We start from the raw sequence: 25,980 nt of genomic DNA, 5'->3' as shown, positions 1-25,980 counted from the left end.
AAGGACACGTTATAGTTGCGCCCGCAGCGCTTTTTTATCAATTTTCCCAATGTTCGTTAGAGGAATTGCATCCACAAAGTGCACCTCCTTCGGTACTTTGTACGGCGACATATGCTTGCGACAAAATGCCACCAGCTCGGTTTCGAGCTCTTGAGGATCTCGGTTGGCGTGCTCGGGCGACAGCTCAACGAAGACCACCACGATATCATTACCTGAGCGCTCAGCATCCGCCTTACCAACCACCGCGGAGTTCGCCACGAAGTCCAAAGTAATTAGCTTATCTTCGACCTCCACTGAGAAAACTTTGTAACCACCAACAATCAGCATATCTTTGGCACGATCGGCGATGTAGACATACCCTTCATCGTCCATATAGCCGACATCGCCAGTGTACATCCAAGTCTTGCCGTCAAGCTCGCGCATGGCCTTGGCGGACTCCTCCGGCAAATTTAAATAGCCCTTCATGACATGTGGCCCAGAAGTGATAATTTCACCGGCCTCGCCCACCGGCATCTCGCGGGTCCCGGTTTCCACATCAACGATTTTCACGTCTGCGCCCGGCACTGGAATGCCAAGTGCAGCAGGTTTTATTCGATGTGGCGGATTGACGATATAGACCGGCGATGTCTCCGTCATACCAAACGCGTCGCAAACTTTATCTTTGCCGATCACCGCTTCAATTTTGCGACGATCATCAGCGGTCAGCGGTGCCGCGCCGGATACCGCCATTTTCAAGTTGGACCAATCGATCTGGTGGAATTCTTCTTTTTGCAACAGCATTTGATACAACGTCGGTACCGCACCAAAGATCGACGGTGGATTCTGTTTGAGCTGCTGGCAGATATAGTCCAGATCCCTAGGATCGGGCACCAAAATACCGCACAAGCCGGAACGCAAACCACTCACCGCACCACCGACACCAGCGATATGAAACATGGGGAATGGGGTCAAAAAGACATCCTTACCGGCCTCTCGATGCGTAAACGCGTATTGCGTCACTGGGCAGCGAACGATGTTTCGCACTGACAGCATCGCCCCCTTAGGTCGCCCGGTTGTGCCACCCGTGTACTGAACCAAAAACGTGTCGTTCCAATCTACCGGTCGTTGCGCAAATTCATCACTTGCTTGTGCCATCTCGGATAGCATACGAACCATAGCTACCCCGCCAATCTCGGGCAGGTCAAATTCAGCCGGTTGCAGATAGTCGGTCGCACCGGTCACCACCACGGTTTGGAGACATTCCGGCACTGTTTCCATGCCGGCCAGACTAGCGTTGGCCAAGGCATCCAGAGACACCATGACACGGATGTTGGCATCTTGTATCTGATACGCTAACTCACTCGGGGCCAGCATCGGCGACACACCAGAACCGGCACAGCCAATCTTTGCCACAGCTAATAAGGCAATTACATATTGTGGAATATTCGGCATGTGAAACCCAACCACATCGCCTTTAGAAACCCCCAAACCAGTCAACACATTGGCCATCTTATTGGCTAACTGATCAAGTTCCCGGTAACTCATATCACGTGAGTAAAACTTCAAGGCTGGGAAATCCGGAATACTCGACGCAAACTCCTCAACATAGAGACTTAATGCCTTTTCATCGAACGGCGGCACGCTGACACCAGCGTCTCGATAGATAAATTCCCAGGGTTTTGACTGCTCTGACATACTTTTACTCCTCACTGCATTTTGGTAGATCATTTTTGTTCTTATAGTACGCGCACCACACGATTTGTTGACTCACGAAAACTGGTAGTCATCCGGGTTGAATGCCGCTAAGCGCCGTTGGTACTCCCGCGTGCCGCCGACCCAATTGTTGGTTATCTTGCCATGATGCATATACCAACTAGTATCAATCTCACTAAACGCTAATGACTGCATACGTCCTTGCACCTCGGCATTAAATTCGGTTTCTGGCGCAACTCGCACTTCACCACACAGTTGACCCAATTTCTGCTGGTGCGTGATCAAGCGAATCACGTAGTCCGCTTGCGCCTCAAGCATAATCAGAATCGAGGTGTGCCCCAGATTGGTATTCGGCCCATAGAGAAAATGTAGATTAGGAAAGCCATGCGTTGAAATACCAAGGTAGGCATGGGCACCATCCGCCCACGCGGAATGCAGTCGCTGTTGGTCTCGGCCAAGCACTTCAATGTCGGCTAGAAACGGATTGGTCCTAAAGCCCGTGCCATAGATTACAACGTCGCATGCTATCTCGTGTCCAGCCTTGGTTCGTAGGCCGGTTTCGGTGAACTCGGAAACAGGATCCGTGCACAGCGTCACATTATCGCGCGTCAACGCTGGAAAATACTGATCCCCAAATAGGACTCGTTTAGCACCTACGGGGTAGTCTGGTGTAAGCTTATGCCGCAATTCGGGATCCTTCACAGCACGTCGTAAGTTGCGCAAACACAATTGCTTTATGAGCCAGCGACGCATGGGCTTACCCTGGATCGCTGGGAACAACACGTACTCACCCAAGGCCCAGATAGCCCAACGATAAAGTTTAGTAATCGTCGGGACCCGAGCCGAAAGTCGTTGCTCCCAGCGCGAATAGTGGCGATCCACCTTCGGTAAAATCCAATTTGGACTGCGCTGGAATACCGTCAACGCTGCTGCCTGTTCAGCCACCTTCGGAATGAACTGAACCGCACTGGCGGCATTGCCAATCACCGCGACCCGCTTGCCCTTAAGGTCGAGGTCATGCCGCCATTCGGCGGAGTGGAAACACTTGCCAGTATAGGCCGCGGCGTGCGTAATATCTGGCACCGACGGATGATGCAGTTGACCAACCGCAGACACCACATGCCGAGCCTGATACTGCGTACCATCGATGGTGGTCACATTCCACACAGCCTGGTCGGCGTCAAACTGTATGGCATTAATATGTTGCCCATACCGAATGTGCGGCGCCAGTTTATGCTGCTCCGCCACGGCGTGCTGATACGCTAAAATTTGCGCTTGGCCGGACCAAATTGATTCCCAGCCCGCGTTGTGCGCGAACGAATAACTGTAAAGTGCAGATGGAATGTCACAGGCCGCGCCCGGGTAGGTATTCTCACGCCAGGTACCACCCAGATCGTCCGCCTTTTCTAAAATGACAAAGTTCTGGAGGGCGGCTTCGCGCAGTTTCACACCCATACAAAGGCCGGCGAAGCCAGCGCCAATAATAACAACGTCGTAAGGGTTACTTGACTCATTGTGCATCAGTGGTGCCACTCCAAGCTAAAATAGACAGATCGAGGCTGACCTGGGAAATACCGATCTCCAGTGAAACTGGTAAAGTCAGCACGCTCCGCATACCGCTTGTCCAACACGTTGTTCAACTGCATGGAGAGCGCCCATGTTTCATTCAACTTGAGCTGACTGCGCAGGTGTAGCAAATTATGCCCCGGGTAGCGATGCTCATTTTCAGGGTCGGTAAAATAGTCGCCCATATGTTGCCACTCAACCTGCATCGAAAAACCGGTGTTGGGTGACCAACCAAGCTGCGTACTACCAAACTGCTTCGGTGCAGTATCGACTAGATTACCGTTCAGGTTCACTTCGCCGACCAGTTGCTCAGACGCATAACGATGTGTCGCCCAACTGCCGTTTACAGACCATTGCCACGCTGAATTAATTTGCCATTGTACGGCCAGCTCCAAACCATGACTGTCCACGGCTTGACCATCCACGTTGAAAAAATCGCTGTCGCGGATAATCAGGTTTTTAAATTGCGCGTCGAACGCGACCAACGATGCCACCAATTGATCTGACGTGTAACGCACGGCAAACTCAGTACTTAACGCATTCACCACGTCCAGCTCGGCCACGTTTTGTGCGCGCTGCAAACGGTATAGCTCCGTTGCCTGGGGGGCTCTAAACGCATCCGCAAGTCGCATCGACCAGCGCCAACGCGAATCTGGCTGATAACGCAATTCGAGCTTGGGCGAAACATGCTGAAACTGATCTCGTCGATCTGCTGGCCGACTGTAGCGACAACCGCCAAAACCGCACTCAGAACCATCGTCACGCGTACGGCCGGCCAATGTCAGGTTGTCGTAGTCATAGTGCATCGATTCCCAGCGCAGGTCCGCTACCACACCCAGTGTCTCGGTCAGCTGCCACTCCATCTGACCGAATAGTGCCAGTTGCCGTGCGTCCACCTCATAATCATAGTGAATTCCGGTCGGGATGGTCTCGCGCAAGAAGTCTGACCCCGGTGTCGGCTCGGCTTGAGACTGGGTTAAGGTCAGCGCGTTCAATTCACCATCAAACCCCATTGCCCACTGGAGTGAGGCCGACTGCTGATGGCGCCAGACCGACTGCCAACCAAAGCCGGTCTGTGTGTTTTCTTCCAGCGGATCACCAGGCAGAAAGTGTTGCAGGAATTCCATCGACGTGTCTCGAATATACAGTGTGGCGTTGACTTCGTCGTCGGTAGTGAGTTGACGCGTCGCGCCCAGCCAAGCACGCGCAGAGCGCGAGTGACGGTAGGCTTCCGGGTCTAGGTTTTGGCGTGCAAGACGCGCATCCAAGTAGCTGTTTTCACCAATAACAAACCCGGCTGTCTCCTGATCAAGTCGCGTCATAGTGGCACCAATGTTGACTGTCCAATCGTCAAGCCGATGTTGGTGTCGCCAACTCAGCTTGCGCTGATCGTAGCCTGCCTCATCCCGATATCCACCATCGTCGGTGAGCGTCAAAAACAACGCACCAAGGGAGTCTCCAGCGGTCTGATAACTGGTCGCCGCGCCAAGGCGTCGATAATTGTGAGAACCGAGTTCGACGCGCACATGGTCAGAAACATCAGGCGACAACACCACATTAACGCTGCCGTTTAAGGCGTTACTGCCATAGAATGCAGAATTCGCACCACGCACCACTTCCAGACTCGCTGCTTGTTCGAAATGTGTATCGAATAATTCATTCACATTACATGCGCCCGCACCGCGCACCGGAATGCCTTCTTCCATCACCAACACACTGCCACACGCTCCAGCGCCAGTTTGCACCGCCGATCGAATCGCCGGAAGTGACTCTTGCCCGTTCCCGCGCTGCATACTGACGCCGGGGATCTGGCTTAGCGCTTGCTGAATGTGTACCGCACTGAGCTCACGTAAACGCTGATTACCAAGTACCGACACATTCGCGGGCAGATCAACTACCGGGGTCGCCACTCGGCGACTGATCACCGCCACTTCTTCCAGCGGACGCGCAGAATAAGGACTGTCGTCACTCGATTGTGCAAACGCTGCGACGCTGCTGGTGACCATGACCAACGGCAAACAAATTTTCGAACACTGCATGAGCTTAGTTTGGGAGCCTATGGGTTAGATTATGGTTCTTCTTGGGGCGGCGCGGCAGCATCAGCTTGGTACTGCAAACCAGCCAATTCAGTCATCAGGGTGACCATATCCGCACCTTCACGGACGCGCTTTGCATGATACAACACGTACGCCTTGATCTCGTCAACCTCACCCGGCTCCAAAATATCGGCGAAACTGGGCATACCCTGCTCGGCAAAAACACCCTGCTGCAAAATTTGCTCGTACATCGCAAACACACCATCATCTGAGCGAATAAGATCCGGCACTGCACCTCCGCCCAGTCCCAGTTCGTGACAACTGGAACACAGGTTCAGGAAACTGCTAACACCACGCCCGATTGTCAGCGGGTCAGCGGTGCTGGGCAAGGTAGTTATCGGCTTGATAGAGTCGGTTGATCGCGACGGCGCAATGGCATTACCACCGATTTTCCAGGTGTAAATTGTGCCCGGCGCCAAGATCGGCACAGCCTTTGCTAGCATACCCTGGCTGCCGCCCCAACCGACCGCCAGAGAAATGTATTGCTCACCATCGACTGCATACGTCACCGGTGGTGCTAATACCCCAGACCGCACATCGGCCTGCCATAACGCCTCTCCAGTGGTCGCATCACGGATGGTGAACATACCCTCAGCATCACCCTGCATGACCAAGCCCGAAGCCGTGGTTAACACACCACCATTGTAGAAAAATGGCTGATCCACACCCCAAACTTCTTTATGCTGTACAGGGTCATACGCGATTAAGCGACCGCTCCGTTGCCCCGGAGGTGGGGCATTCGGGTCAAACAACGGCGGATTGTAGAGTTTGCTTTCTAAGCTAATATTGGCTCCAGTGCGCCCTGCAATCGCTTCGTGCGATGCGTACCCGATCGCTGGATTGTAGGTGTAGGCCATCGACTGCCTTCCCGTTGGGATGTAAACCAACCCCGTATCGCGATTGAACGCCATCGGAAACCAGTTATGACCACCCAGTGGGCCTGGTGTGAGCCAATGCGACTGACCACTCAAATAACGTGCACCCGGTGCTTCGATTGGGCGCCCTTGGTCATCCAGTCCCGTGGTCCAGTTTTGATACACGTAATTATCACCAGAAATAAACTCACCGGTGATGCGATCTAACACGTAGAAGTAGCCATTTTTAGGTGCTTGCATCAGCACTTTGCGCGCCGCACCATCGATCTCAAGATCGGCAAGAATAATTGGCTGCGTGGCCGTGTAATCCCAACTGTCGCCCGGTGTGGTTTGAAAATGCCAGCGGTATGCTCCAGTGTCGGCGTCCAACGCCACAATGCTGGACAGATACAGGTTGTCGCCCCCACCGGGGCTGCGAATTTCACGATTCCAATGTGAACCATTACCGACGCCGATGTAAACCAGATTCAGTTCTGGATCGTAATTGATGGCATCCCAGACGGTACCGCCGCCGCCTTGCTGCCACCACTCACCGTTCCAGGTTTGTGCTGCTGCTGCCAGATCCGGATGTTCGAACTCAGCCTCCGGGTTGCCGGGTACGGTGTAAAACCGCCAGGCCTGCTCACCCGATTCGGCATCATAAGCCGTGACGTAACCACGCGCCTTAAATTCTGCGCCACCATTCCCGATTAGCACGCGCCCTTTCACAATTCGCGGTGCGCCGGTAATCGAATAAAACTCACCGGTCGGCACCGTTTGTACGGACCAATTTGGCTTGCCGGTAGTGGCGTTTAATGAAATCAATCGGCCGTCGAGTGTGCCGACGAAGACATCGCCTTGATAGATCGCCACACCACGATTGACCACACCGCAACACAGTCGAGCGGCGATGTCACGCGGGACGTCAGGATCGTACTTCCAAAGTATCTGACCATCACGCGTATTGATGGCCCAGACTACTGACCATGGCCCGGTCACAAACATGATGCCGTCGACCACGACCGGCGTGGCTTGAATGCCCCGCTTGGTACCCAAATCTAAGGCCCACGCTAGACCTAAGTCGGGCAAAGTTTGTTGATTAATTTGGGTGAGCGGTGAATAGCGATCTTCTCGATAATCACGGCCGTAACTTAACCAATCTGCGGATTGACTATGCGCGTTCTCCAGTTGCGACTGGCTGACCTGCGTCACCTGTTGCAGGTGCGCGTCACTGCCTTTGGCTACGATCTCTGTTTGGGTCCCAGGATTATCTGCTACCGGTTCTTCAGGCGCACACGCTGCCAGCACCAACCATACCAATACAAGCGCGATTAATCGCGCGCCTCTCTCCGCCATACTGTGCCTCCGCTGATGCGCTAGCGAGCAAAGTCGAGGATAAATTCAGTCCCGTCTCTCTCTCGATAACGTTGGAAATTGCCATCTTTTAGCTGATGGTCTGTCCAGAATCATAGCACCTGCATTTCCTATTTTGAAAGCATCATGACCATTAGATTGTATTAAGCGATACAAATCCAGACCTGCGCTGTAGGCTGCAACCGTCGTTATTCGACCATATCTGGCCGTAAATTGCGGTCGAAAAAATTGCTAATCGTATAAAACAAATGAATCTGTGTGTTCTTGCCACGAATGCTGTGTTTCTTACCAGGGTAGTCCATCGACTCGAACGGAATCGCACTATCCTGCAAGTGCTTGTACAGCATAGTCGCATGCGTAAACAGCACGTTGTCGTCGGCCATCCCATGGTAAATCAACAGCGGCCCGCCTAAGCCGTCAGCGTGCGGAAACACTGAAGCGGCCGTGTACGCATCATCGACCTGACGTGGATCGCCCATGTAACGTTCTGTGTAATGGGTGTCGTAGAGCCGCCAATCTGTCACTGGGGCACCGGCAACACCAGCGGCAAAATAGTCTGCGCCTTTGAACATACTCATAATGCTCATATACCCGCCATAGCTGTGTCCGTAAATACCAATTCGCTGCGGGTCCACGTAAGGCAATGTGCGTAAAAACTTAACGCCTTCTATTTGATCTCGCACTTCGACCTCACCCATCTTGAGGTACAAGGGGTCTTCAAAGGCTTTACCGCGATATTTCGAACCACGATTATCAATTGAGAAGACGACGTAACCCTTGTTGACCCAATGCTGCATCAGCAAACCACGCTGACCGTACCATTTGTTCGTCACGACTTGTACGCCCGGCCCACCGTAGACAAACACAATCACTGGGTGTTTGTGTTTGATCGTTTTAGGCTTGTATAAACGGTAATGAAGCCGTGCGTCGTCCTGCGTGGTGAGTGTGCCGAACTCAGGCTGTACCCATTGCGTTTGGTAAGGTGCTAATGGGTGCTCGGCATTGATCGCGTTTTCGGCCAACCAGGTTAGCTGTTTGCCATTCGCCTGATGCACGCTGACCTGCGGTGGCGAATTAATGGTCGAAAAGTTATCGACATAAATCAGCGCATTCTCACTGAACTTAACGGAGTGGAACCCATCACGTTGACTCACGCGCACGACCTCACCACCACCCAACGGAACCCGGTAAACGTGGTTCTCGATCACGGAGTCCTTGCGGCCGCTGAAATAGACCTGCTGATTCGTTTCATCCACCGCATCCAGCGAGGTCACCACCCAGTCCCCCTGCGTGAGCTGTCGTACCAAACCATGTTGCAGATGATAGAGGTACAAGTGTTTATACCCATCGCGTTCCGAAGCCCAGATAAAATGTGCCTGGTCGTCCAAGAATCGCAAGGCTTTATGGAGATTTACCCAGGTATCGCTCGTTTCGGTAATCAGCGGCCGTTGTTGATCAGTGTTGATATTGAAGGCCCACAGCACTAATTGCTGCTGATTGCGCGATTGGATTTGATAGGTGAAGTGCACATTGTCTTTGGCCCATTCGCCCCGTGCCAGATAAATGTCTTTCTCCTTACCCAGATCAATCCACTGACGCTTACCGGACGAGACATTCTGAATCGCTAACTGCACATCGACGTTGTCGGTCCCGGCCAAGGGGTATTTTTGCTCGATCATCTCAATCGAATCGGCGTAGATTTCACTGCGCGTAATCACCTCCACGGGGGCTTCATCGACTCGCGTGAACGCAATGTGCCGCTCGTCTGGCGACCACCAGTAGCCAGTTAATCGCCCCATCTCCTCCTGCGCAACAAACTCCGCCATGCCGTATTTAATGTGACCGCCGCCTTGACGCGTGATTGCGGTTTCTTTGCCGGTCTCAATGTTCAGAACATATAAATTCTGATCACGAATAAAGGAGATATACGTGCTGTTGGGCGACAACTGAATGTCGGTTTCGAACTCTGGCGTATCGAGTAGTTTCTTCACGCTCGCCGCTCGTTTGCCATCCGCCAGTTGGTAGTAATACACATCTCCAGCAAGGGGAAACAAGAGCGCCTTACCATCGCTGGACCAGCTGTAATCAACAATGCCGCTGCCCGACAAACGCAAACGCTCCCGGCGTGCTTTTTCCTCGTCAGACAACTGCTCATCACCCTGATGCAGATCGTCTGAATTTACCAGCATCTCCGTCTTGCCGGACTCGATCTGATACGCCCATAAATCGTAGCGCTCGTAATCGTCTTGCTTGCCACGCAGAAAGGTTACGCGTTGCCCATCCGGTGAAATCGCCAATGTGCGCGGCGCAGAACCATCCAAGGAGGGCGAGCTGAAAATACGTTCGATACTGAGCGGCGTCTGACCAAACGCACTGACACTGACACTAAGTAGCAGCAAAAATGCCAAGAGATGTTGCATGAGATTTGTCCGATTACATTGAATGCGGACTAGTGTAGAGCATGGGGATGCAAAGCCCAAGCATGCAACGTGCTGGGACTAGCACGAAAAAAATCCCCACGCTTGGTGGGGATTTTTACTCGTTTGGTTTAGGCGTCTAGCTTTTGATAATAGTCCATCAAAATTTTGGCCACTTCCGGACGCGAGAATTCGGGTGGCGGTGCGATACCGTTGCCAAGCAATTCGCGCACCTTGGTGCCGGATAAAATCACAAAGTCTTCAAACGCATGATCGGGCACGTCGCGCATCATCACTACTTTGTTTAACTTCTTCGAGTAAGCAGTGTGATCGGCACGAAAAATCTCGATCTCCAACGCGCCTTCGGGCACGTCGGTATCGAAAATGGTCTGTGCATCGAAGGCACCATAATAATCGCCCACTCCGGCATGGTCACGACCAATGATGAAATGCGTGGCGCCCATATTTTGGCGGAACAGCGCATGCAGAACCGCTTCACGTGGGCCGGCATACAACATATCAAAACCGTAACCAGTGACCATCACTGAATTTTCCGGAAAATAGTTTTTCACCATCTCGCGAATAGACGCATCGCGCACGTCGGCAGGAATATCGCCTTCCTTCAATTTGCCGAGCAGCATATGGATCACGCAGCCATCTGCGTCGGTCGCTTCCATGGCCATTTTGCACAACTCTTCGTGCGCGCGGTGCATTGGGTTACGGGTCTGAAATGCCACTACTTTATTCCAGCCACGCTCTTCAATTTCAGCACGAATTTGCACCGCAGTACGAAACGTTTCGGCGAATTCGGTCTCAAAATAGCTAAAGTTCAATACCTGAATTTCACCAGCAACCACATAACGACCTTGCGCTAAAAAGGCGGCCACGCCCGGGTGTGCGGCATCGGTGGTGCCATACACCGCTTGCGCCACCTGCATCAATTCTTGCTCTGTTAACTCATCGATAGCCGAAATGGTTTGCACTGCAATGACCGGGTTGCCTTCGACATTCGGGTCAAGCAGGGCGATCTGATCACCAACTTGCGCGTTGATTTCTGGCAATAGGTTTAATACCGGCACAGGAAAGAATACGCCATCGGTGGTGCGCATCGAATCAGCGACGGACAGCGCATCCGCTTTAGTCATATAACCTTGTAATGGGGTAAAGTAGCCGCCGCCCAACATCACGGCATTGGCCGCAGTGGCGGAGCTAACCAACACTTGCTGAAAGTCTTGCGCAGCCGCACCCAGTGCATCGCGCTCAGCGGGGTCGACAACAAACAATGGCATCAGGGCATCTGCCCCATGAGGTTTAATCACGGTAATCTCCGAGTAATAATCAGTGGCTTTAGCTGTGAAAATCGGGCACAGCTGCGTTAAATTGGTTAGTCAACAGAGCTTACTTGTACAGAATCAAGTAACGATGCTCTTGCAAATAATTCAGAATGATTTCCACCTCTTCTTCCAGACTCATTTTGTCGGTATGCAAGGTGATTTCTGCGGTCAATGGCGGCTCATAAGGGTCATCGATCCCAGTAAAGTTTTTTATTTCGCCGGCACGTGCTTTTTTATACAGCCCCTTCGGGTCGCGTCGCTCAGCACAGGCCAGCGAACAATCAACGTGGACTTCGATAAAGTTATAACCACCTTCTTCATGAATTCGACGAACCTGATCTCGGTCTTCACGGTAGGGGCTGATAAAACTATTTAAGGTGATGATGCCGGTGTCGCAATAAAGCTTGGAAATTTCCCCGATACGACGAATATTCTCGGTGCGGTCTTCGGCTGAGAAGCCCAGGTTTTTATTGATCCCTAGACGGATATTGTCGCCATCCAATCGGTAGCTGAGCTTGCCCAATTTGTGCAACGCTTTTTCAACGGCTACTGCAACGGTACTCTTACCGCTCCCAGACAGACCCGTGAACCAGAGTGTCACGCCCTTCTGGCCTAAACGGTTAAAACGATCAGCACGGGTAACTTCACCTTCGTGCCAGGTGACGTTGGTTGCGACTTGCGGTGTGGTCGGAGTATTCATAATAGTTTGTAATCGGTTAAAAGTATTAATTCAGTACACCGCGCAAAACTAGGTCTGCGCACTGCTGGATTGTGTCAAAAAGATCAAGCGACTCATCACGCACCAGATAAGCGCCCCATGAGTTGCACATGCCAATGATCGAGTACGCAACAAAATGCGTGTCAATATCAGCGCGAATAGTTCGCTGCTGCACACCTTCCTGTAACGTGTTCTCGAGCATCTGGCGATACCGTGTTCCCAGTTCTTTCAGGTGTTGTCGTCGCTCTTTCGGCAAGTACAGACGCTGATCGTTGTGAACTTTCATTGCGTTATTTTTTTGTCGGTATGTGGTGAGGTGCGAAGTAATAATCATTTGCATCTTGGCTTCAAACGGTTGCGCTTTACCGCAAATTTTTTCCATCTGCTGCACATAGTTTTCAAACCCATACTCACAAACGTCCTGCAAGGCCTGCTCTTTTGACTTGAAGTAGTAATACAAGCTGCCTTGTTTAATGCCCATCACCGTCGCAATATCTTGCGTGGTGGCGCCATGAAACCCTTTTTCTGCGAATACCTGCGCCGCCGCCGCGATGGCCGCAACCTTTTTGCGCGCGTATTTTGTTCCTGCCGCCGTCGACGTGGAGTGCAGTTCAAATGGGGTATCAATGCTAGACATGCGGCGCATTATAGCCAGATGCATCATTTTTTCTATAGGTTTATAGATTATTTTTTATTTGCTGCTTATAAGCCCATATTATTAGTCGTTTTCTTTCTATAGCGTGACTGAACTATCGGACTGTTACCCTTACAGCATTCGAGCTACCATGTAGTCTGGCTCAGATTGACAACATACGAACAAGAATGCGACTTAAACTTCCCACACTTGGCCCGGGCGTTATGGTGACCGCGGCATTTATTGGCCCCGGCACCGTCACAGCATGCACTTTAGCGGGCGCCAACTATGGATATGCTCTGCTCTGGGCTCTGCTGTTTGCTACCCTAGCCTGCATCGTGTTTCAAGAAATGAGCACACGCCTTGGCACCGTGACACAGCAGGGACTGGGAGAGTTTCTACATAACGCATTACGTGCGTCTCCATGGAAATGGCCATTGATCATTCTATTGTTCATCGCACTTTTCGGCGGCAACTCAGCGTATCAAGCAGGCAATCTGGCCGGTGCAGCCCTCGGTGCCGGCGTTATTACTGATTCGCCGAGCGCGAGCAACTGGATCATACTTGGGCTGGCGGGAGCCGCCGCGAGCATCCTATTGCTCGGCAAATACCGACTAATTGAGCGCCTTTTGCTGAGTTTGGTGACACTAATGAGTATCGCTTTTTTAATCAGTTTCTGGGCAACACGACCCGATTTTTCCGCGTTGGTATTCGGTTTGATTAACCCCAAAATTCCAGACGGCAGCCTGCTTACGGTGGTTGCACTGATCGGCACCACGGTGGTGCCATACAATTTATTCCTACACGCGGCTGCGAGCAAGGCACGTTGGCACGGCGTCGACGATTTACCCAACGCACGCACAGACACGATAGTCTCGATTAGTTTGGGCGGGTTAGTTGCGATCCTGATCGTATCGACTGCCGCAGCCAGCATGTTTGCACACGCCATCAATGTTCAAAGCGCGGCCGATATGGCAATTCAGTTAGAACCACTATTTGGCAGCGCGGCCAAATACATGTTAGGGCTGGGCCTTTTGGCCGCTGGCCTCAGTAGCGCCATCACTGCCCCATTGGCTACCGCCTTTGCACTGACCGAGTTGAGTGGCCAATCATCCGACGTGCGCAGCACGCTGTTTCGTGGACTTTGTTGCCTAGTGTTGCTGATCGGAACGGTGTTTGCGTTGGCCGGAATTAAGCCAATCAAGCTGATACTGCTGGCGCAGTTTGCTAATGGTCTGTTACTGCCCATTATTGCTGGCTTTTTGTTGTATGCACTGAACCAACGGACCCTGCTAGGCGTTCACCGAAATGGCGTCATCAGTAACCTGTTGGGCGTGATCATCTTGCTGATCACCATTGTGCTCGGCGCGCGTTCTATCCTAAGCGTGCTGGGTCATATTTAAACCACAGACTCGTCGATAGCTAGCCATCGACGCATCAACACCGCAATCAGATAGCCAAGCAATAAGCCCAACCCATTGGCCGCCAGATCCAGCCATTCTCCATAGCGATTTACCATAGGTTGAATCAATTCGATACTGCCACTCCAGACAAAGAAGCCCAACGCGAGCCAAACTCGGTGGCGCAATTGAGCGAAAGCCACCGGAAACATCAGCGCTGCATAAGCGATAAAATGATGCAGCTTATCGGTGCCCGGCATCTCAGGCAATTGTGGCAATGGGGTCAATGACAAGACCGTGATCACCACCAGCAGCCCGAGTGAGCAAAGGAGCGCATGGGCTTTGACCCAGGCTAACAGCGACACCAGCTTGTGAACCAGAAGTTGTGGAATTCGCATGCAGCGTTAACGCGATCGTCGAGTGCTGCTGAGAGAATCTCTGCGCACTCGACGAAGCAAATCCTAAGCTGCGTTCATGCGTTCGCTAATTAGGGTTTCAAGCTTGACCTGATCCACTGCAAAGGCGCGAATTCCCTGCGCCAATTTCTCGGTCGCCATGGCGTCTTCATTCTGCATCCAGCGGAAAGTTGCTTCGTCCAATGATAATTTTGTTTGTGGATCGCCGGTGCTTTCAGTCGACAATTGACGCACCAACTCGCCGTCATCGCTACGCAATTCTTCTAAGTAGTTTGGACCGATAGTTAGGTAATCGCAGCCGGCCAGTGCTTCAATTTCACCTGTGTTACGAAAGCTCGCCCCCATCACAATGGTCGAGTAACCGTGTTGTTTATAGTAATTATAAATCCGAGTGACCGACAACACGCCGGGGTCTTCCAACGGTGCGTACTCTTGCTGACCGCCATTGGCTTTGTACCAATCCATGATGCGACCGACAAACGGCGAGATCAGAAACACTCCGGCTTCGGCGCAAGCCACGGCTTGTGCAAAACTAAACAATAAGGTCAGATTACAATTAATACCTTCTTTTTCCAGTTGCTCGGCGGCTTTAATACCTTCCCAGGTTGACGCAATTTTGATCAACACACGCTCACGCTCAATCCCACGTGCCTGATACAGCGCGATCAGCTTCTTAGCTTTTGCCACGGTTGCGTCAGTGTCGAACGATAAACGTGCATCCACCTCAGTCGACACACGACCGGGAATGATCTTTAGAATCTCGCAGCCGATATCGACGCCGAAGTTATCCACCGCGTCGACCAAATCACCATTGGCTTTGGCGATAGCACGATCAATAATCGGTGCGTAGTTCGAGTCCATCGCCACTTTCAGTAACAGGGACGGATTGGTGGTGGCATCCTGCGGTTTGTATTCTTCAATCGCAGGCAGTTCGCCAGTATCCGCCACAACGACGGTCATTTCTCGGAGTTGTTGTAGTTTGTTCATACGTTTTCTATGCGTTGTGAACCCAGAGCTTAAGCACGCTTACTCGCGCAGCCACTCGGATTCTTAGTCAATTTGAATTTCGTCTGGCGTCGCAGACGCCTTCTCAGTTGTGATCGCTTTTACGGCCTGGAAACCCTTAGGAAGTTTGCGTCCGCGTTTGCCACGTTCGCCCATATAATGATCAAGGTCCTGCCCTTTTAGTCGCAGATAGCGCTTGCCAGCATGCACCAGCACATGTTGCCCCCGTTTGAAGGTCGTAGCCCCTAACACATACTCATCGCGCGCTTTTAACAACTTGGACGGAATATTGATCAGTTTAACACCCTTGCCTTTAGCCAGCTCAGGAAGTTCAGTAACCGGATAGATCGTCAAGTAACCCGAGGTTGTTACTACCGCGATATACACTTGATCCAACTCGGCAATTGGCAGTGCCGGCAGGGCGTGTGCTCCCTTGGGTACGCTCAACGTGGCCTTACCTTTCTTGTTCTTGGTGAGCATGTTTTCGACAGCGCAAATAAACCCATAACCCGCATCGCTCAGCATGACATATTGGTCTTGATCCGCGCCCATCATGATGGCTTTGAAGGTCGCGCCCGATGGCGGAGTGACGCTGCTAGTCAACGGCTCACCCTGGCCACGCGCAGACGGCAACTTATGGGCTGGCACGGCGTATGTACGTCCAGTGGAATCCAGTGCCACCAGCATTTGATTAGATCGACCGCGCGCAGAACTGGCGTAGCCATCACCAGACTTGTAACTCAACTCACGCGGATTGATGTCGTGACCTTTGGCGGCACGAATCCAGCCTTGGGTCGATAATACTGCGGTGATTGCTTCACTTGGAACCAACTCACTGGCATCGATGGCTTTGGCAACATCGCGCTCCACCAAGGGTGAACGGCGCGCATCGCCGAACTCCTCGGCGTCGTCACGCAATTCATTTTTAACCAGGGTTTTCAATCGTGCGTCGGAGCCTAACAACAATTCAAGTCGCTGCCGCTCTTTCTCGAGCTCGTCCTGTTCACCGCGAATTTTCATTTCTTCGAGTTTGGCCAAATTGCGCAACTTTAGATCGAGGATCGCATCCGCCTGAATGTCAGAAATACCAAAACGCGCCATCAATGCCGGCTTCGGTTTATCTTCACTACGAATGATTTCAATCACTTCATCAATGTTCAAATACGCCGCTAACAAGCCTTCTAAAATATGCAGTCGATCAACGACTTTGTCATAGCGGTATTGCAAACGTCGACGCACGGTATGCAGCCGGAAGGTGATCCACTCTTTTAGCGTTTCGCGCAGATTGTAGACATGCGGTCGGCCATCGAGTCCAATCATATTCATGTTGACGCGGAAGCTTTTTTCTAAATCCGTGGTGGCAAACAAGTGGCTCATTAAGGACTCTACGTCAACTCGGTTAGAGCGTGGCACCACGACCAAGCGAATGGGGTTATCTTGATCCGACTCATCTCGCAGGTCGGTCACCATCGGTAATTTTTTCGCCTGCATCTGCTGTGCAATCTGCTCCAACACTTTAGAACCAGATGACTGGTACGGTAAGGCATAAATCACAATATTACCGTCTTCCATTGAGTAGACGGCACGTTGACGTACCGAGCCGTTTCCAGTCTCGTACATCTCGTGAATCTGCGCACGCGGCGTCACGATTTCTGCTTCGGTCGCAAAGTCAGGTGCTTGAACAAACTCGCACAAGTCCGCCACTGTGGCTTTGGGGTTTTCAATCAAGTGCACGCAAGCATCGACCACTTCACGCACGTTATGCGGCGGAATGTCGGTGGCCATACCAACCGCAATTCCGGAGCCACCATTCAACAAGATATTCGGCAGACGCGCAGGCAAATTGGTTGGCTCCTGCATCGTGCCATCAAAATTTGGCTGCCAATCCGTAGTACCTTGCCCCAACTCTGACAACAAGCTCTGCGCATACGGGGCTAGACGTGATTCGGTATACCGCATGGCTGCGAAGGATTTGGGATCATCAGTCGACCCCCAGTTACCTTGTCCGTCAATCAAGGGATAACGATAGCTGAATGGTTGTGCCATCAACACCATGGCTTCGTAACAAGCGCTGTCACCATGCGGATGGAACTTACCGAGCACATCACCAACGGTGCGTGCCGATTTCTTGTATTTGGCTGCGTTATGCAGGCCTAATTCGGACATCGCATACACGATCCGCCGCTGCACTGGCTTGAGACCATCACCGATAAACGGTAGGGCTCGATCCAGTATCACGTACATCGAATAATTGAGGTAGGCTTGCTCAGCGAATTCCGCTAGCGGTTGTTGTTCGAGATGTGTACTCATAGAGTATTCAGTATCCGGGTATGCTTTTTATTTGAGACTCGACTCGGGCTTTGACGACTGTTTAATGTGTCCTACTGCGCCGAGCAATTAGCAACAGGAAGACTACTCAAACCGTCAGCAATCAGCAATGCCAATTTAAAGTTTAGCGGCAAATTCCCCCCGTAGTCGCACCGGATTGATTACAATTGGAGGATCATCACTTACCCCACCTCGGCATGATCTATCCGCGCGACGTACAATTTGATATCGACACTCTAATTAACGATGCACAACCGAAGACTATTTTGGCCTTGGGTGATTTTGACGCCGCCCTGTTCGACGAATATCGTGCACAAAAAAGTCTCCTCCAACAACCCTGTGAAGTCGAACATGTGTCGGTGTCGGATTGCATGCAGGTCATGCGCATGGCGACGCGCTTTGACGTGGCGGTGGCGTTTAATTTGTTTGAGCACATCAGTCGGCAACACGGCATGCAGATTCTAGCCCGACTGCGAGACGTGGTCGCAGCGCAGTACTGTATCTGTCTGCCACTTGGCAAACACGACGATCAGAGTCACTGGCAACTGACTGACTTATTCAGCTTCGCCTTGAAGCGAGTGAGTACCTACACCACACCAGAAGCCGAATTCAGCCTGTTCAAGTACAGCATATACGATTACAAAAGCACACCAGACTGGCTCAACCCAGACAACTGGGCCAACCCGCACATGTGGAATAAATTTCGCTGGTAAGCTCATCGACTGGCGCTGTAACACGATTGTAAAAATACGCTATACGTGCTAACAAAAGCCATGCTAACATCGCACAAATGGTTCGCACCGCGTCTCGTTCAGCGCAGTTTGAACCGTCCGCTTAAAAGCAAACAAAAACAGACTGAGTACATAGCTAAATGAAAGCTACTGATATCAGCAATCCGGAGTACTTTCATAAAGTAGTCGATTGCCAGTATGCGTGTCCTGCGCACACTCCCGTCCCCGAGTATATTCGTCTTATTGGTCAACGTCGTTACAGTGACGCCTACATGGTTAACTGGGAATCTAACGTATTCCCAGGCGTGTTGGGGCGAACCTGTGACCGCCCTTGTGAGCCTGCTTGTCGGCGTGGTCGCGTGGACGAAGAGCCAGTGGCCATCTGCCGTCTAAAGCGTGTTGCCGCTGACCACAAGGACGATGCCAATGTTGCCATGCGCCTGCCAACCATCCCTACCGAGAAGAATGGCAAACGCATCGCATTGATCGGCGCTGGACCTGCGTCACTGACGGTTGCGCGCGACCTAATGCCACTGGGGTACGAAATCGATCTGTATGATGAAAATGCCAAAGCCGGTGGATTCATGCGCAGCCAGATTCCCTCCTTCCGTTTGCCGGAAGAAGTACTGGATCAGGAAGTTGGTTATGTATTGGATATGGGTGTCACCCAGGTGTTCAACACCCGCGTCAACAGTCTGCGAGAGATTCTAGATAAACAATATGATGCCGTGTTTGTTGGCACCGGTGCGCCGAAAGGAAAAGACCTTAGGATTCCGGGCCGAGAAGCAGCCGATGCCAATGTGCATATCGGCATTAATTGGTTGGAGAGCGTGGCCTTCGAACACACCGATGGCATCGGCAAAAAAGTAATCATTGTTGGTGGTGGTAACACGGCGATGGATTGCTGCCGAACCGCCAAACGCATTGGCGGCGAAGAAGTCACTGTGACCGTGCGTTCAACGTATGAAGCAATGAAAGCCTCGCCTTGGGAAAAAGACGACACACTGGCCGAAGGTATTCCTATATTAGCGAACCACAGTCCACGAGAATTCATTGTCGAGGATGGCAAGCTGGTTGCCATGACCTTCAATGTGGTCGAATCCAGTTACGACGAGAACGGCAAACGAACGATTTCCGAAACCGGCGAGATCGTGAAAGTCGAGTGCACTGACGCGATTATGGCCATCGGTCAGGACAACGCGTTCCCCTGGATCGAACGCGACCTGGGTATCGAGTTCGGCGATTGGGATATGCCAGTGGTCGACAAACACAGTTTTCAGTCGACTAACCAGAAAGTTTTTTTTGGTGGTGATGCGGCCTTTGGTCCGGAGAACATCATTACCGCAGTGGCGCACGGACATCAAGCGGCAATTTCCATCGACCTTTTCTTGTCAGGCAAATCCGTTCATGATGAACGTCCCACGCCTGGCACTAACCTCGTCAGCACCAAGATGGGCATCCACGAGTGGGCGTATGACAGTCAGGTAATCGATGATGACCGCCAAGCTTCCGCCCACCTCCCTGTTGAGCAGGCGCTATCAAGTCGTAAAATTGAGTCTGAACTCGGCTTCTCAGCAGAGGTCGCCTTCACCGAAGCAGAGCGTTGTTTGAACTGTGATGTGCAGACCGTGTTTGTGGAAGAAAAGTGTATTGAATGTGATGGCTGCACTGACATCTGTCCAACCAACTGCATCACCTTCACCGAGAATGACGCGGAACAAGATTTGCGTCACAAACTCAATGCACCGAGCAATAATAAAGAGCAAGATCTGTATGTATCACACGGCCTGCCAACGGGTCGCGTGATGGTCAAAGACGAGGATGTGTGTCTGCACTGTGGCCTATGCGCAGAACGTTGCCCTACCTCCGCTTGGGATATGCAGAAATATTTGTACACAGTCACCAAGGCGGGGAATCAGCCTGCCCCGATTCTGGTTGAACAGGCCGGTCGTGGTTCCAAACAGGAGGAAGCCGCATGAGTCCGCTGAATACGCCACCGGCACTGGCTCCGGTCATCAATGACTTTGTTGTCAAATTCGCCAACGTCAACGGTTCAGGCTCAGCCAGTGCCAATAGCATGTTTGCCAAAGCCATTTTCCGTATGGGCATTCCAGTCAGCCCGCGCAACATCTTCCCTTCCAATATTCAAGGTGCGCCGACCTGGTACGAGGTCCGTGTGTCAGAAGCCGGTTTTCTGGGACGACGCGGCGGTCAAGTCGAATTAATGGTGTCGGTGAATCCACAAAGCATGGCGGAAGACGTAAATAGCGTCTGCCCTGGCGGCTATTTCTTTTACGACAATACGTATCCGCTGGATTTCAAACTCATCCGTGACGACATCCACTATATTGGTTTACCGTTAACACAGATCACCAACAATACGTTCACTAATCCGCGTCAGCAGCAGCTGTTCAAAAACATTATTTATGTCGGCTCATTGGCCCACTTGATCGGCATTGAATTCAGTGCGCTTGAGAGCATTGTAAACGACACGTTTGCCCGCAAACCTAAGTTGATTCCGCCGAACATTCAGGCGCTGCAACTTGGCTTTGATGAAGCTAAAACAGCGCACCCAGACCCATTGCCGCTACAACTGCAACGCAGAAATAAGAACGACGGCAAGGTCTTGCTGGAAGGTAATGCAGCCTGTGGCCTTGGCGCGGTCTATGGTGGCGCGACGGTGTGCGCTTGGTACCCGATTACGCCATCGACTTCGGTCGCGGAGGGCTTCGAGAAATACGCTAAGAAATTTCGGGTTGATGCGAAAACGGGCAACAACAATTTCGCCATTATTCAAGCAGAGGATGAGTTGTCCGCCATCGGCATGGTAATCGGGGCAAACTGGAATGGCGCGCGCTCTTTCACCGCCACCAGCGGCCCGGGCGTGTCTTTGATGCAGGAATTTCTTGGTCTGGCGTATTTCGCAGAAGTGCCCGCCGTGCTGATCGATGTGCAACGCACCGGCCCATCCACCGGTATGCCAACTCGCACCCAGCAATCCGACATTCTGATTTCAGCCTATGCATCCCACGGCGACACCAAGCAAGTGTTGTTGTTTCCCGCCACACCAAAAGAGTGTTTTGAGTTGACTGCGCAGGCTTTTGATATCGCCGAGCGCTTACAAACCCCCGTGATCATGTTGACCGATTTGGATCTTGGCATGAATGAGCACATATGCGACGAACTAGCCTGGGACGACACACACAGCTATGATCGCGGTAAAGTATTGTCCGCAGATGAGCTCGAGTCCGGCGCACGTTTTGGGCGTTACCTGGATGTCGATGGCGACGGTATACCGTACCGAACCATTGCCGGCACACACCCCGAGAAAGGCGCATTTTTTACGCGTGGTACATCACGCGACGAGTATGCGGCGTACACCGAGAAAGGCGAAGCCTACCAACGCAATATGGAACGGCTCTCGGTTAAATGGGCGACGGCACCCAAGTATTTGCCAAAACCAGTATTAACCGAGCGGGACACCACGCAAGCAATTGGTGTTATTCATTTTGGCACGAGCCACGAAGCCACGCGTGAAGCGTTGGAAACGTTGGCGACATCAGGCCATGCGGCAAACGATTTGCGAGTCCTGGCGTTTCCGTTCCACGATGAGATTAACGCGTTTATCGAGGCACATGAGCAGGTATTTGTCGTTGAACAAAATCGTGACGCGCAGTTTAAATCTCTGTTGGTGAATGAACTTGAAATCAATCCAAAATCGTTGATCTCGGTGCTGCATTACAACGGCGACCCGATCAGTGCACGAGTTATTCACGACACCATCGAATTGCACCTGGCGGCACCCGTTTCGTCAGCGGCCCAGAACCGAGGCTGACCTATCAGAACGTAATCATGAGTTTTTATAAACCTAGTTTTCGACACCCGGATTCACCGACCAATCAGCTTGGGTTGACGCGTAAAGCCTACGAAGGTGGTATCTCAACATTGTGCGCCGGCTGCGGTCACGACTCAATCAGCGCCGCGATCATACAAGCGGTGTGGGGCCTCAACATCGAACCGCATCGGGTCGCCAAAATGTCCGGTATTGGCTGCTCATCAAAATCCCCCAATTACTTTCTAAACAAAGCACACGGCTTTAACTCGGTACATGGGCGCATGCCGTCCGTCACCACCGGTGCCAATGTGGCGAATCGCGATCTATTGTACATCGGGGTCAGTGGCGACGGTGATACCGCGTCCATTGGCATGGGGCAGTTTGCCCATGTTATTCGACGCAATCTAAATATGACCTACATCGTAGAGAACAATGGCTGCTATGGTTTGACCAAAGGTCAAGATTCAGCGACCGCAGACGAAGGGTCACAAAGCAAAAAGGGTAAAATCAATCCATTTGAAGCCATCGACCTAGTGGCACTTGCATTGGAACTCGGAGCCACGTTTGTGGCACGGAGCTTCTCGGGTGATAAACAACAACTGGTGCCATTACTCCAAGCCGCAATGTCACACAAAGGTTTTGCCTTGATTGACGTGGTGTCACCTTGTGTCACTTTCAACAACCATCCTGGCTCAACCAAAAGTTATGACTACACACGTGAGCATGTGGAAGCTGGCGCCGTCGTAGACTTTGTGCCGATGGCGCAAGAAATCACGCTGGATCAGGTCAAAGGCTCAACTCAGAAGGTCGCACTGCACAATGGCGACTCTGTTGAACTCAGCAAGCTCAGTGACAATTACGACCCAACTGATCGCGTTAAAGCAATTCAAACTTTGCACGAACACAAGTCAAAAGAACGTCTACTAACCGGTCTGATCTATTTGGAGCCTGAGTCCGATAATTTTCACGACATCCTTAACATTCCGGATACACCACTGAACCAACTCGATGAAAAAACGTTATGCCCAGGCTCAGATGCACTGTCGCAGATCAACCTCGGTTTAAAATAGCTTAAACCTAGATTTACCAGCCATACCACGCGAGACGTGCGTATGGCCGGCAAACCATCAACGGAAAACACCTGACCGCCAAGGCAGCGGCATCCGTAAAGCCACCACCTTGTTATCCAATCCTTGAAACAGGGCAGACTAGTTCAGCAGCGTAACAAGAGTAGTCTAATTTAATATCATCAATATTGCTGATGTACTCCGGTTAGCGTGCACAACACAAGTTACGCGTATCACTTGTGTTTACACACACTATCAATGTTATACTATTACATTGAACAAAAAACGGACTCATCGCGCGATAGCCGCCATGCCTAATTCAACCTCTCTCGACAAATTTGCGATTCTATTATCAGGCGTGTGCCTGGTGCACTGCTTGATTGCGCCAATCGCACTGACCCTATTGCCCATGGTCTCGATCAGCGCCGTGGCCGAAGAGGTTCTATTCCACCAATTACTACTCTGGCTGGTAATCCCCATCAGCATCGTCGCCCTGTTCATCGGTTGTCGTAAACACCGTCGCTGGCCAATCGTCATCACTGGTATAATCGGTATGGCCATCCTGATTCTGGTGGCCTTCGTTGGTCATAGCGTATTTGGCCTGACCGGCGAAAAAGTGGCCACCTCAGTTGGTGGGTTGGTTCTGGCAGCATCGCACTATTTGAACTACCGCGCCTGTCAGTCCATTACCTGCGCATCGAGTAACTGCGAAACTCGCCATCATCATTAAGAACCTCTGCCGAGCCGTTGCTCAATAACTGACACGAGGCTATAGTGAGCATCAACTTACCTCAAGCCGGCGCTTGCCGGCTTTGAGTGTCGACTGCCACTATTGGTCCCCCGACCAAATACTGAGGAGCCTTATGAAATTCTGCTTGCGTCTTACCTTCCTGCTGTTGATCAGCCTGCCCGCTAAAGCGCAGGTTACGGTTGTAACAAATGCGACGATCTACACTGTGGACCAACGTCGCCCAGTGGTGTCTTCCTTTGCTTATCAAAACGACAAGATCATTGCGGTAGGTAATGAACAGGCATTGCTCGCCACCTATCAGGGTGCGCAGCAACTAGATCTAAACGGGGCGACCGTGGTGCCTGGGTTTATCGATGCGCACGGCCACCTGTTAGGTCTGGGTCAAAGCTTGAGTTACGCGAACCTTATGGGCACTGAGAGCAAACAAGAGATCATTGCGGCGCTTAAAATCAGCGCTCAATCGTTGCCTGAAGGCGCTTGGCTACTGGGGCGCGGCTGGGATCAAAATGACTGGCCCGAAAAAAACTTACCAACTGCTGCTGATTTGAATGCAGCCTTCCCTAACCGACCCGTGTGGTTGGAGCGCGTTGATGGTCATGCAAGTTGGGGCAACGACAAAGCCATGGGTTTTGCCACCCGTGACCTTAACGGCGCGTGGCAACCAGAAGGCGGTGAAATCATTCGCGATGAAAAGGGCAACGCGACAGGCGTATTTATCGACAATGCCGCGCAGTTAATCCAAGTCCACGTTCCCGTCGCGGATCAAGCTACGCTGGCTGCGCAGCTCAAACTCGCTATGGCAAAAACTGCTGAGGTCGGACTCACCGCGATGCACGATGCCGGCACCTCTTTGCAAGTTTGGCATCTGCTCGAGTCATTGCAACAGGAGAAGCAACTTAAGGTTCGCGTCTACGCCATGGCAGACGGCGCGAATCAGATGTTGAATTACCTGTGCGAAAAAGGGCCGATTGTTGATCCGTCCGCCATGCTGAGTGCGCGCGCCATCAAATTATACAGCGACGGAGCCTTGGGTTCGCGCGGCGCGGCCCTATTAGCTGACTACAGTGACGCACCAGGCAATAAAGGGCTGTTAATTGAAAGTGAGCAAAGCCTTACCCAGCATGCAACTCGGGCTGCTAAATGCGGACTGCAAGTCAATATCCATGCCATCGGAGACCGTGGTAATCAAGTCACTCTGAATGTCTTAGAAGCGGCGACTAAGCTGGACAATCCTGGCCGACACCGCATTGAGCACTCTCAGATAGTGGCGCAAAGCGATTTCGCGCGATTCAAACAACTTGCCTTGATTGCCTCGGTTCAGCCAACCCACGCCACCAGCGATATGTACTGGGCAGAAGACCGAGTAGGCGCCGAACGAATCAAAGGTGCGTACGCCTGGCAACGCTTTCTCGAACTAGGAATTCCGCTGGCCTTAGGTTCAGACTTTCCTGTAGAGCGACCCGAACCCCTGGAAGGCTTTTACGCCGCCGTAGCACGCCAGGATGCCAAAGGCTGGCCCGACAATGGTTGGTATGCAGAGCAGTCATTGACTCGTGAGGAAGCACTGTACGGATTTACACTCGGTGCCGCATACGCTGCATTTCAAGAAGACAAGCTCGGCTCCATCAGCGTCGGAAAACAGGCTGATTTTGTGGTGCTGTCACAAGACATCATGCAAATACCGGTCGATAAACTGCTGGAGACCAAAGTAAAAGCCACCTATTTAAATGGACAAGCTATCTACCAGTCTGAGTAAACAGCT

18 protein-coding genes are annotated in these 25,980 nt (G+C 51.9%); 7 read left to right on the top strand and 11 right to left on the bottom strand.

Going from position 1 to position 25,980, the window contains the following annotated elements:
* Positions 1-9: 9 nt before the first annotated feature.
* From IE055_RS08015 to IE055_RS07980, 8 genes are all read right to left on the bottom strand, one after another.
* On the bottom strand, positions 10-1,674 hold the full coding sequence (locus IE055_RS08015) for an AMP-binding protein (RefSeq protein ID WP_189399613.1): 1,665 nt from the start codon (positions 1,672-1,674) through the stop codon (positions 10-12).
* A 72-nt stretch (positions 1,675-1,746) separates the two neighbouring features.
* Positions 1,747-3,213, bottom strand: a complete 1,467-nt coding sequence (locus IE055_RS08010; RefSeq protein WP_189399611.1) for a flavin-containing monooxygenase — start codon at positions 3,211-3,213, stop codon at positions 1,747-1,749.
* Positions 3,213-5,297, bottom strand: coding sequence for a TonB-dependent receptor (locus IE055_RS08005; protein WP_189399610.1), 2,085 nt, complete (start codon positions 5,295-5,297; stop codon positions 3,213-3,215). Before IE055_RS08005 ends, IE055_RS08010 begins: the two co-directional genes overlap by 1 nt.
* 29 nt (positions 5,298-5,326) lie before the next feature.
* Positions 5,327-7,564: a PQQ-dependent dehydrogenase, methanol/ethanol family gene (locus IE055_RS08000; protein WP_189399609.1), complete on the bottom strand. Its 2,238-nt coding sequence runs from the start codon at positions 7,562-7,564 to the stop codon at positions 5,327-5,329.
* A gap of 206 nt (positions 7,565-7,770) precedes the next feature.
* Positions 7,771-10,002, bottom strand: a complete 2,232-nt coding sequence (locus IE055_RS07995) for a S9 family peptidase (RefSeq protein ID WP_189399607.1) — start codon at positions 10,000-10,002, stop codon at positions 7,771-7,773.
* A 128-nt stretch (positions 10,003-10,130) separates the two neighbouring features.
* A complete protein-coding gene (gene sat / locus IE055_RS07990) occupies positions 10,131-11,318 on the bottom strand; it encodes a sulfate adenylyltransferase (RefSeq protein WP_189399605.1) in 1,188 nt (395 codons plus the stop codon).
* A 79-nt stretch (positions 11,319-11,397) separates the two neighbouring features.
* Positions 11,398-12,033 carry an adenylyl-sulfate kinase gene (gene cysC / locus IE055_RS07985; protein ID WP_189399603.1) on the bottom strand — a complete coding sequence of 212 codons (636 nt, stop codon included), beginning with the start codon at positions 12,031-12,033 and terminating at the stop codon, positions 11,398-11,400.
* Positions 12,034-12,058: 25 nt separating this feature from the next.
* Entirely contained in the window at positions 12,059-12,688 is a 630-nt protein-coding gene (locus IE055_RS07980) for a TetR/AcrR family transcriptional regulator (RefSeq protein ID WP_189399601.1), read from the bottom strand.
* Positions 12,689-12,873: 185 nt separating this feature from the next.
* On the opposite strand from IE055_RS07980, the gene IE055_RS07975 reads away from it, so the two are divergent.
* Positions 12,874-14,088 carry an Nramp family divalent metal transporter gene (locus tag IE055_RS07975; protein WP_189399599.1) on the top strand — a complete coding sequence of 405 codons (1,215 nt, stop codon included), beginning with the start codon at positions 12,874-12,876 and terminating at the stop codon, positions 14,086-14,088.
* Here IE055_RS07975 and IE055_RS07970 read toward each other — a convergent pair.
* The 3 genes from IE055_RS07970 to parC all read right to left on the bottom strand — a co-directional run bounded on the left by IE055_RS07970 (position 14,085) and on the right by parC (position 17,816).
* Entirely contained in the window at positions 14,085-14,483 is a 399-nt protein-coding gene (locus IE055_RS07970) for a VanZ family protein (RefSeq protein ID WP_229794196.1), read from the bottom strand. The genes IE055_RS07975 and IE055_RS07970 overlap by 4 nt on opposite strands.
* Positions 14,484-14,546: 63 nt before the next feature.
* On the bottom strand, positions 14,547-15,488 hold the full coding sequence (tal, locus tag IE055_RS07965; RefSeq protein WP_189399597.1) for a transaldolase: 942 nt from the start codon (positions 15,486-15,488) through the stop codon (positions 14,547-14,549).
* Positions 15,489-15,551: 63 nt separating this feature from the next.
* The gene (gene parC / locus IE055_RS07960) at positions 15,552-17,816 is read right to left on the bottom strand and encodes a DNA topoisomerase IV subunit A (RefSeq protein WP_189399595.1); all 2,265 of its coding nucleotides are present in this window, start codon (positions 17,814-17,816) and stop codon (positions 15,552-15,554) included.
* A gap of 215 nt (positions 17,817-18,031) precedes the next feature.
* Here parC and IE055_RS07955 point away from each other — a divergent pair, with 215 nt between their 5' ends.
* The 6 genes from IE055_RS07955 to IE055_RS07930 all read left to right on the top strand — a co-directional run bounded on the left by IE055_RS07955 (position 18,032) and on the right by IE055_RS07930 (position 25,974).
* A complete protein-coding gene (locus IE055_RS07955) occupies positions 18,032-18,547 on the top strand; it encodes a DUF6231 family protein (protein ID WP_189399593.1) in 516 nt (171 codons plus the stop codon).
* A gap of 158 nt (positions 18,548-18,705) precedes the next feature.
* Positions 18,706-20,544, top strand: a complete 1,839-nt coding sequence (locus IE055_RS07950) for an FAD-dependent oxidoreductase (RefSeq protein ID WP_189399591.1) — start codon at positions 18,706-18,708, stop codon at positions 20,542-20,544.
* A complete protein-coding gene (locus IE055_RS07945) occupies positions 20,541-22,400 on the top strand; it encodes a 2-oxoacid:acceptor oxidoreductase subunit alpha (protein ID WP_189399590.1) in 1,860 nt (619 codons plus the stop codon). Before IE055_RS07950 ends, IE055_RS07945 begins: the two co-directional genes overlap by 4 nt.
* A gap of 17 nt (positions 22,401-22,417) precedes the next feature.
* Positions 22,418-23,470, top strand: a complete 1,053-nt coding sequence (locus tag IE055_RS07940) for a 2-oxoacid:ferredoxin oxidoreductase subunit beta (RefSeq protein ID WP_189399589.1) — start codon at positions 22,418-22,420, stop codon at positions 23,468-23,470.
* 307 nt (positions 23,471-23,777) lie between these two features.
* Positions 23,778-24,197, top strand: coding sequence for a MerC domain-containing protein (locus IE055_RS07935; protein ID WP_189399588.1), 420 nt, complete (start codon positions 23,778-23,780; stop codon positions 24,195-24,197).
* Between the two features lie 133 nt (positions 24,198-24,330).
* Positions 24,331-25,974 (top strand): amidohydrolase, encoded by a 1,644-nt coding sequence (locus IE055_RS07930; RefSeq protein WP_229794195.1) that lies wholly within the window; start codon positions 24,331-24,333, stop codon positions 25,972-25,974.
* Positions 25,975-25,980: the final 6 nt, after the last annotated feature.

The sequence above is a fragment of the Arenicella chitinivorans genome (assembly GCF_014651515.1).
Lineage (GTDB): Bacteria > Pseudomonadota > Gammaproteobacteria > Arenicellales > Arenicellaceae > Arenicella > Arenicella chitinivorans.
The sequence above is the reverse complement of the archived record's forward strand: the minus strand, read 5'-3'. Positions and strand labels throughout refer to the sequence as shown.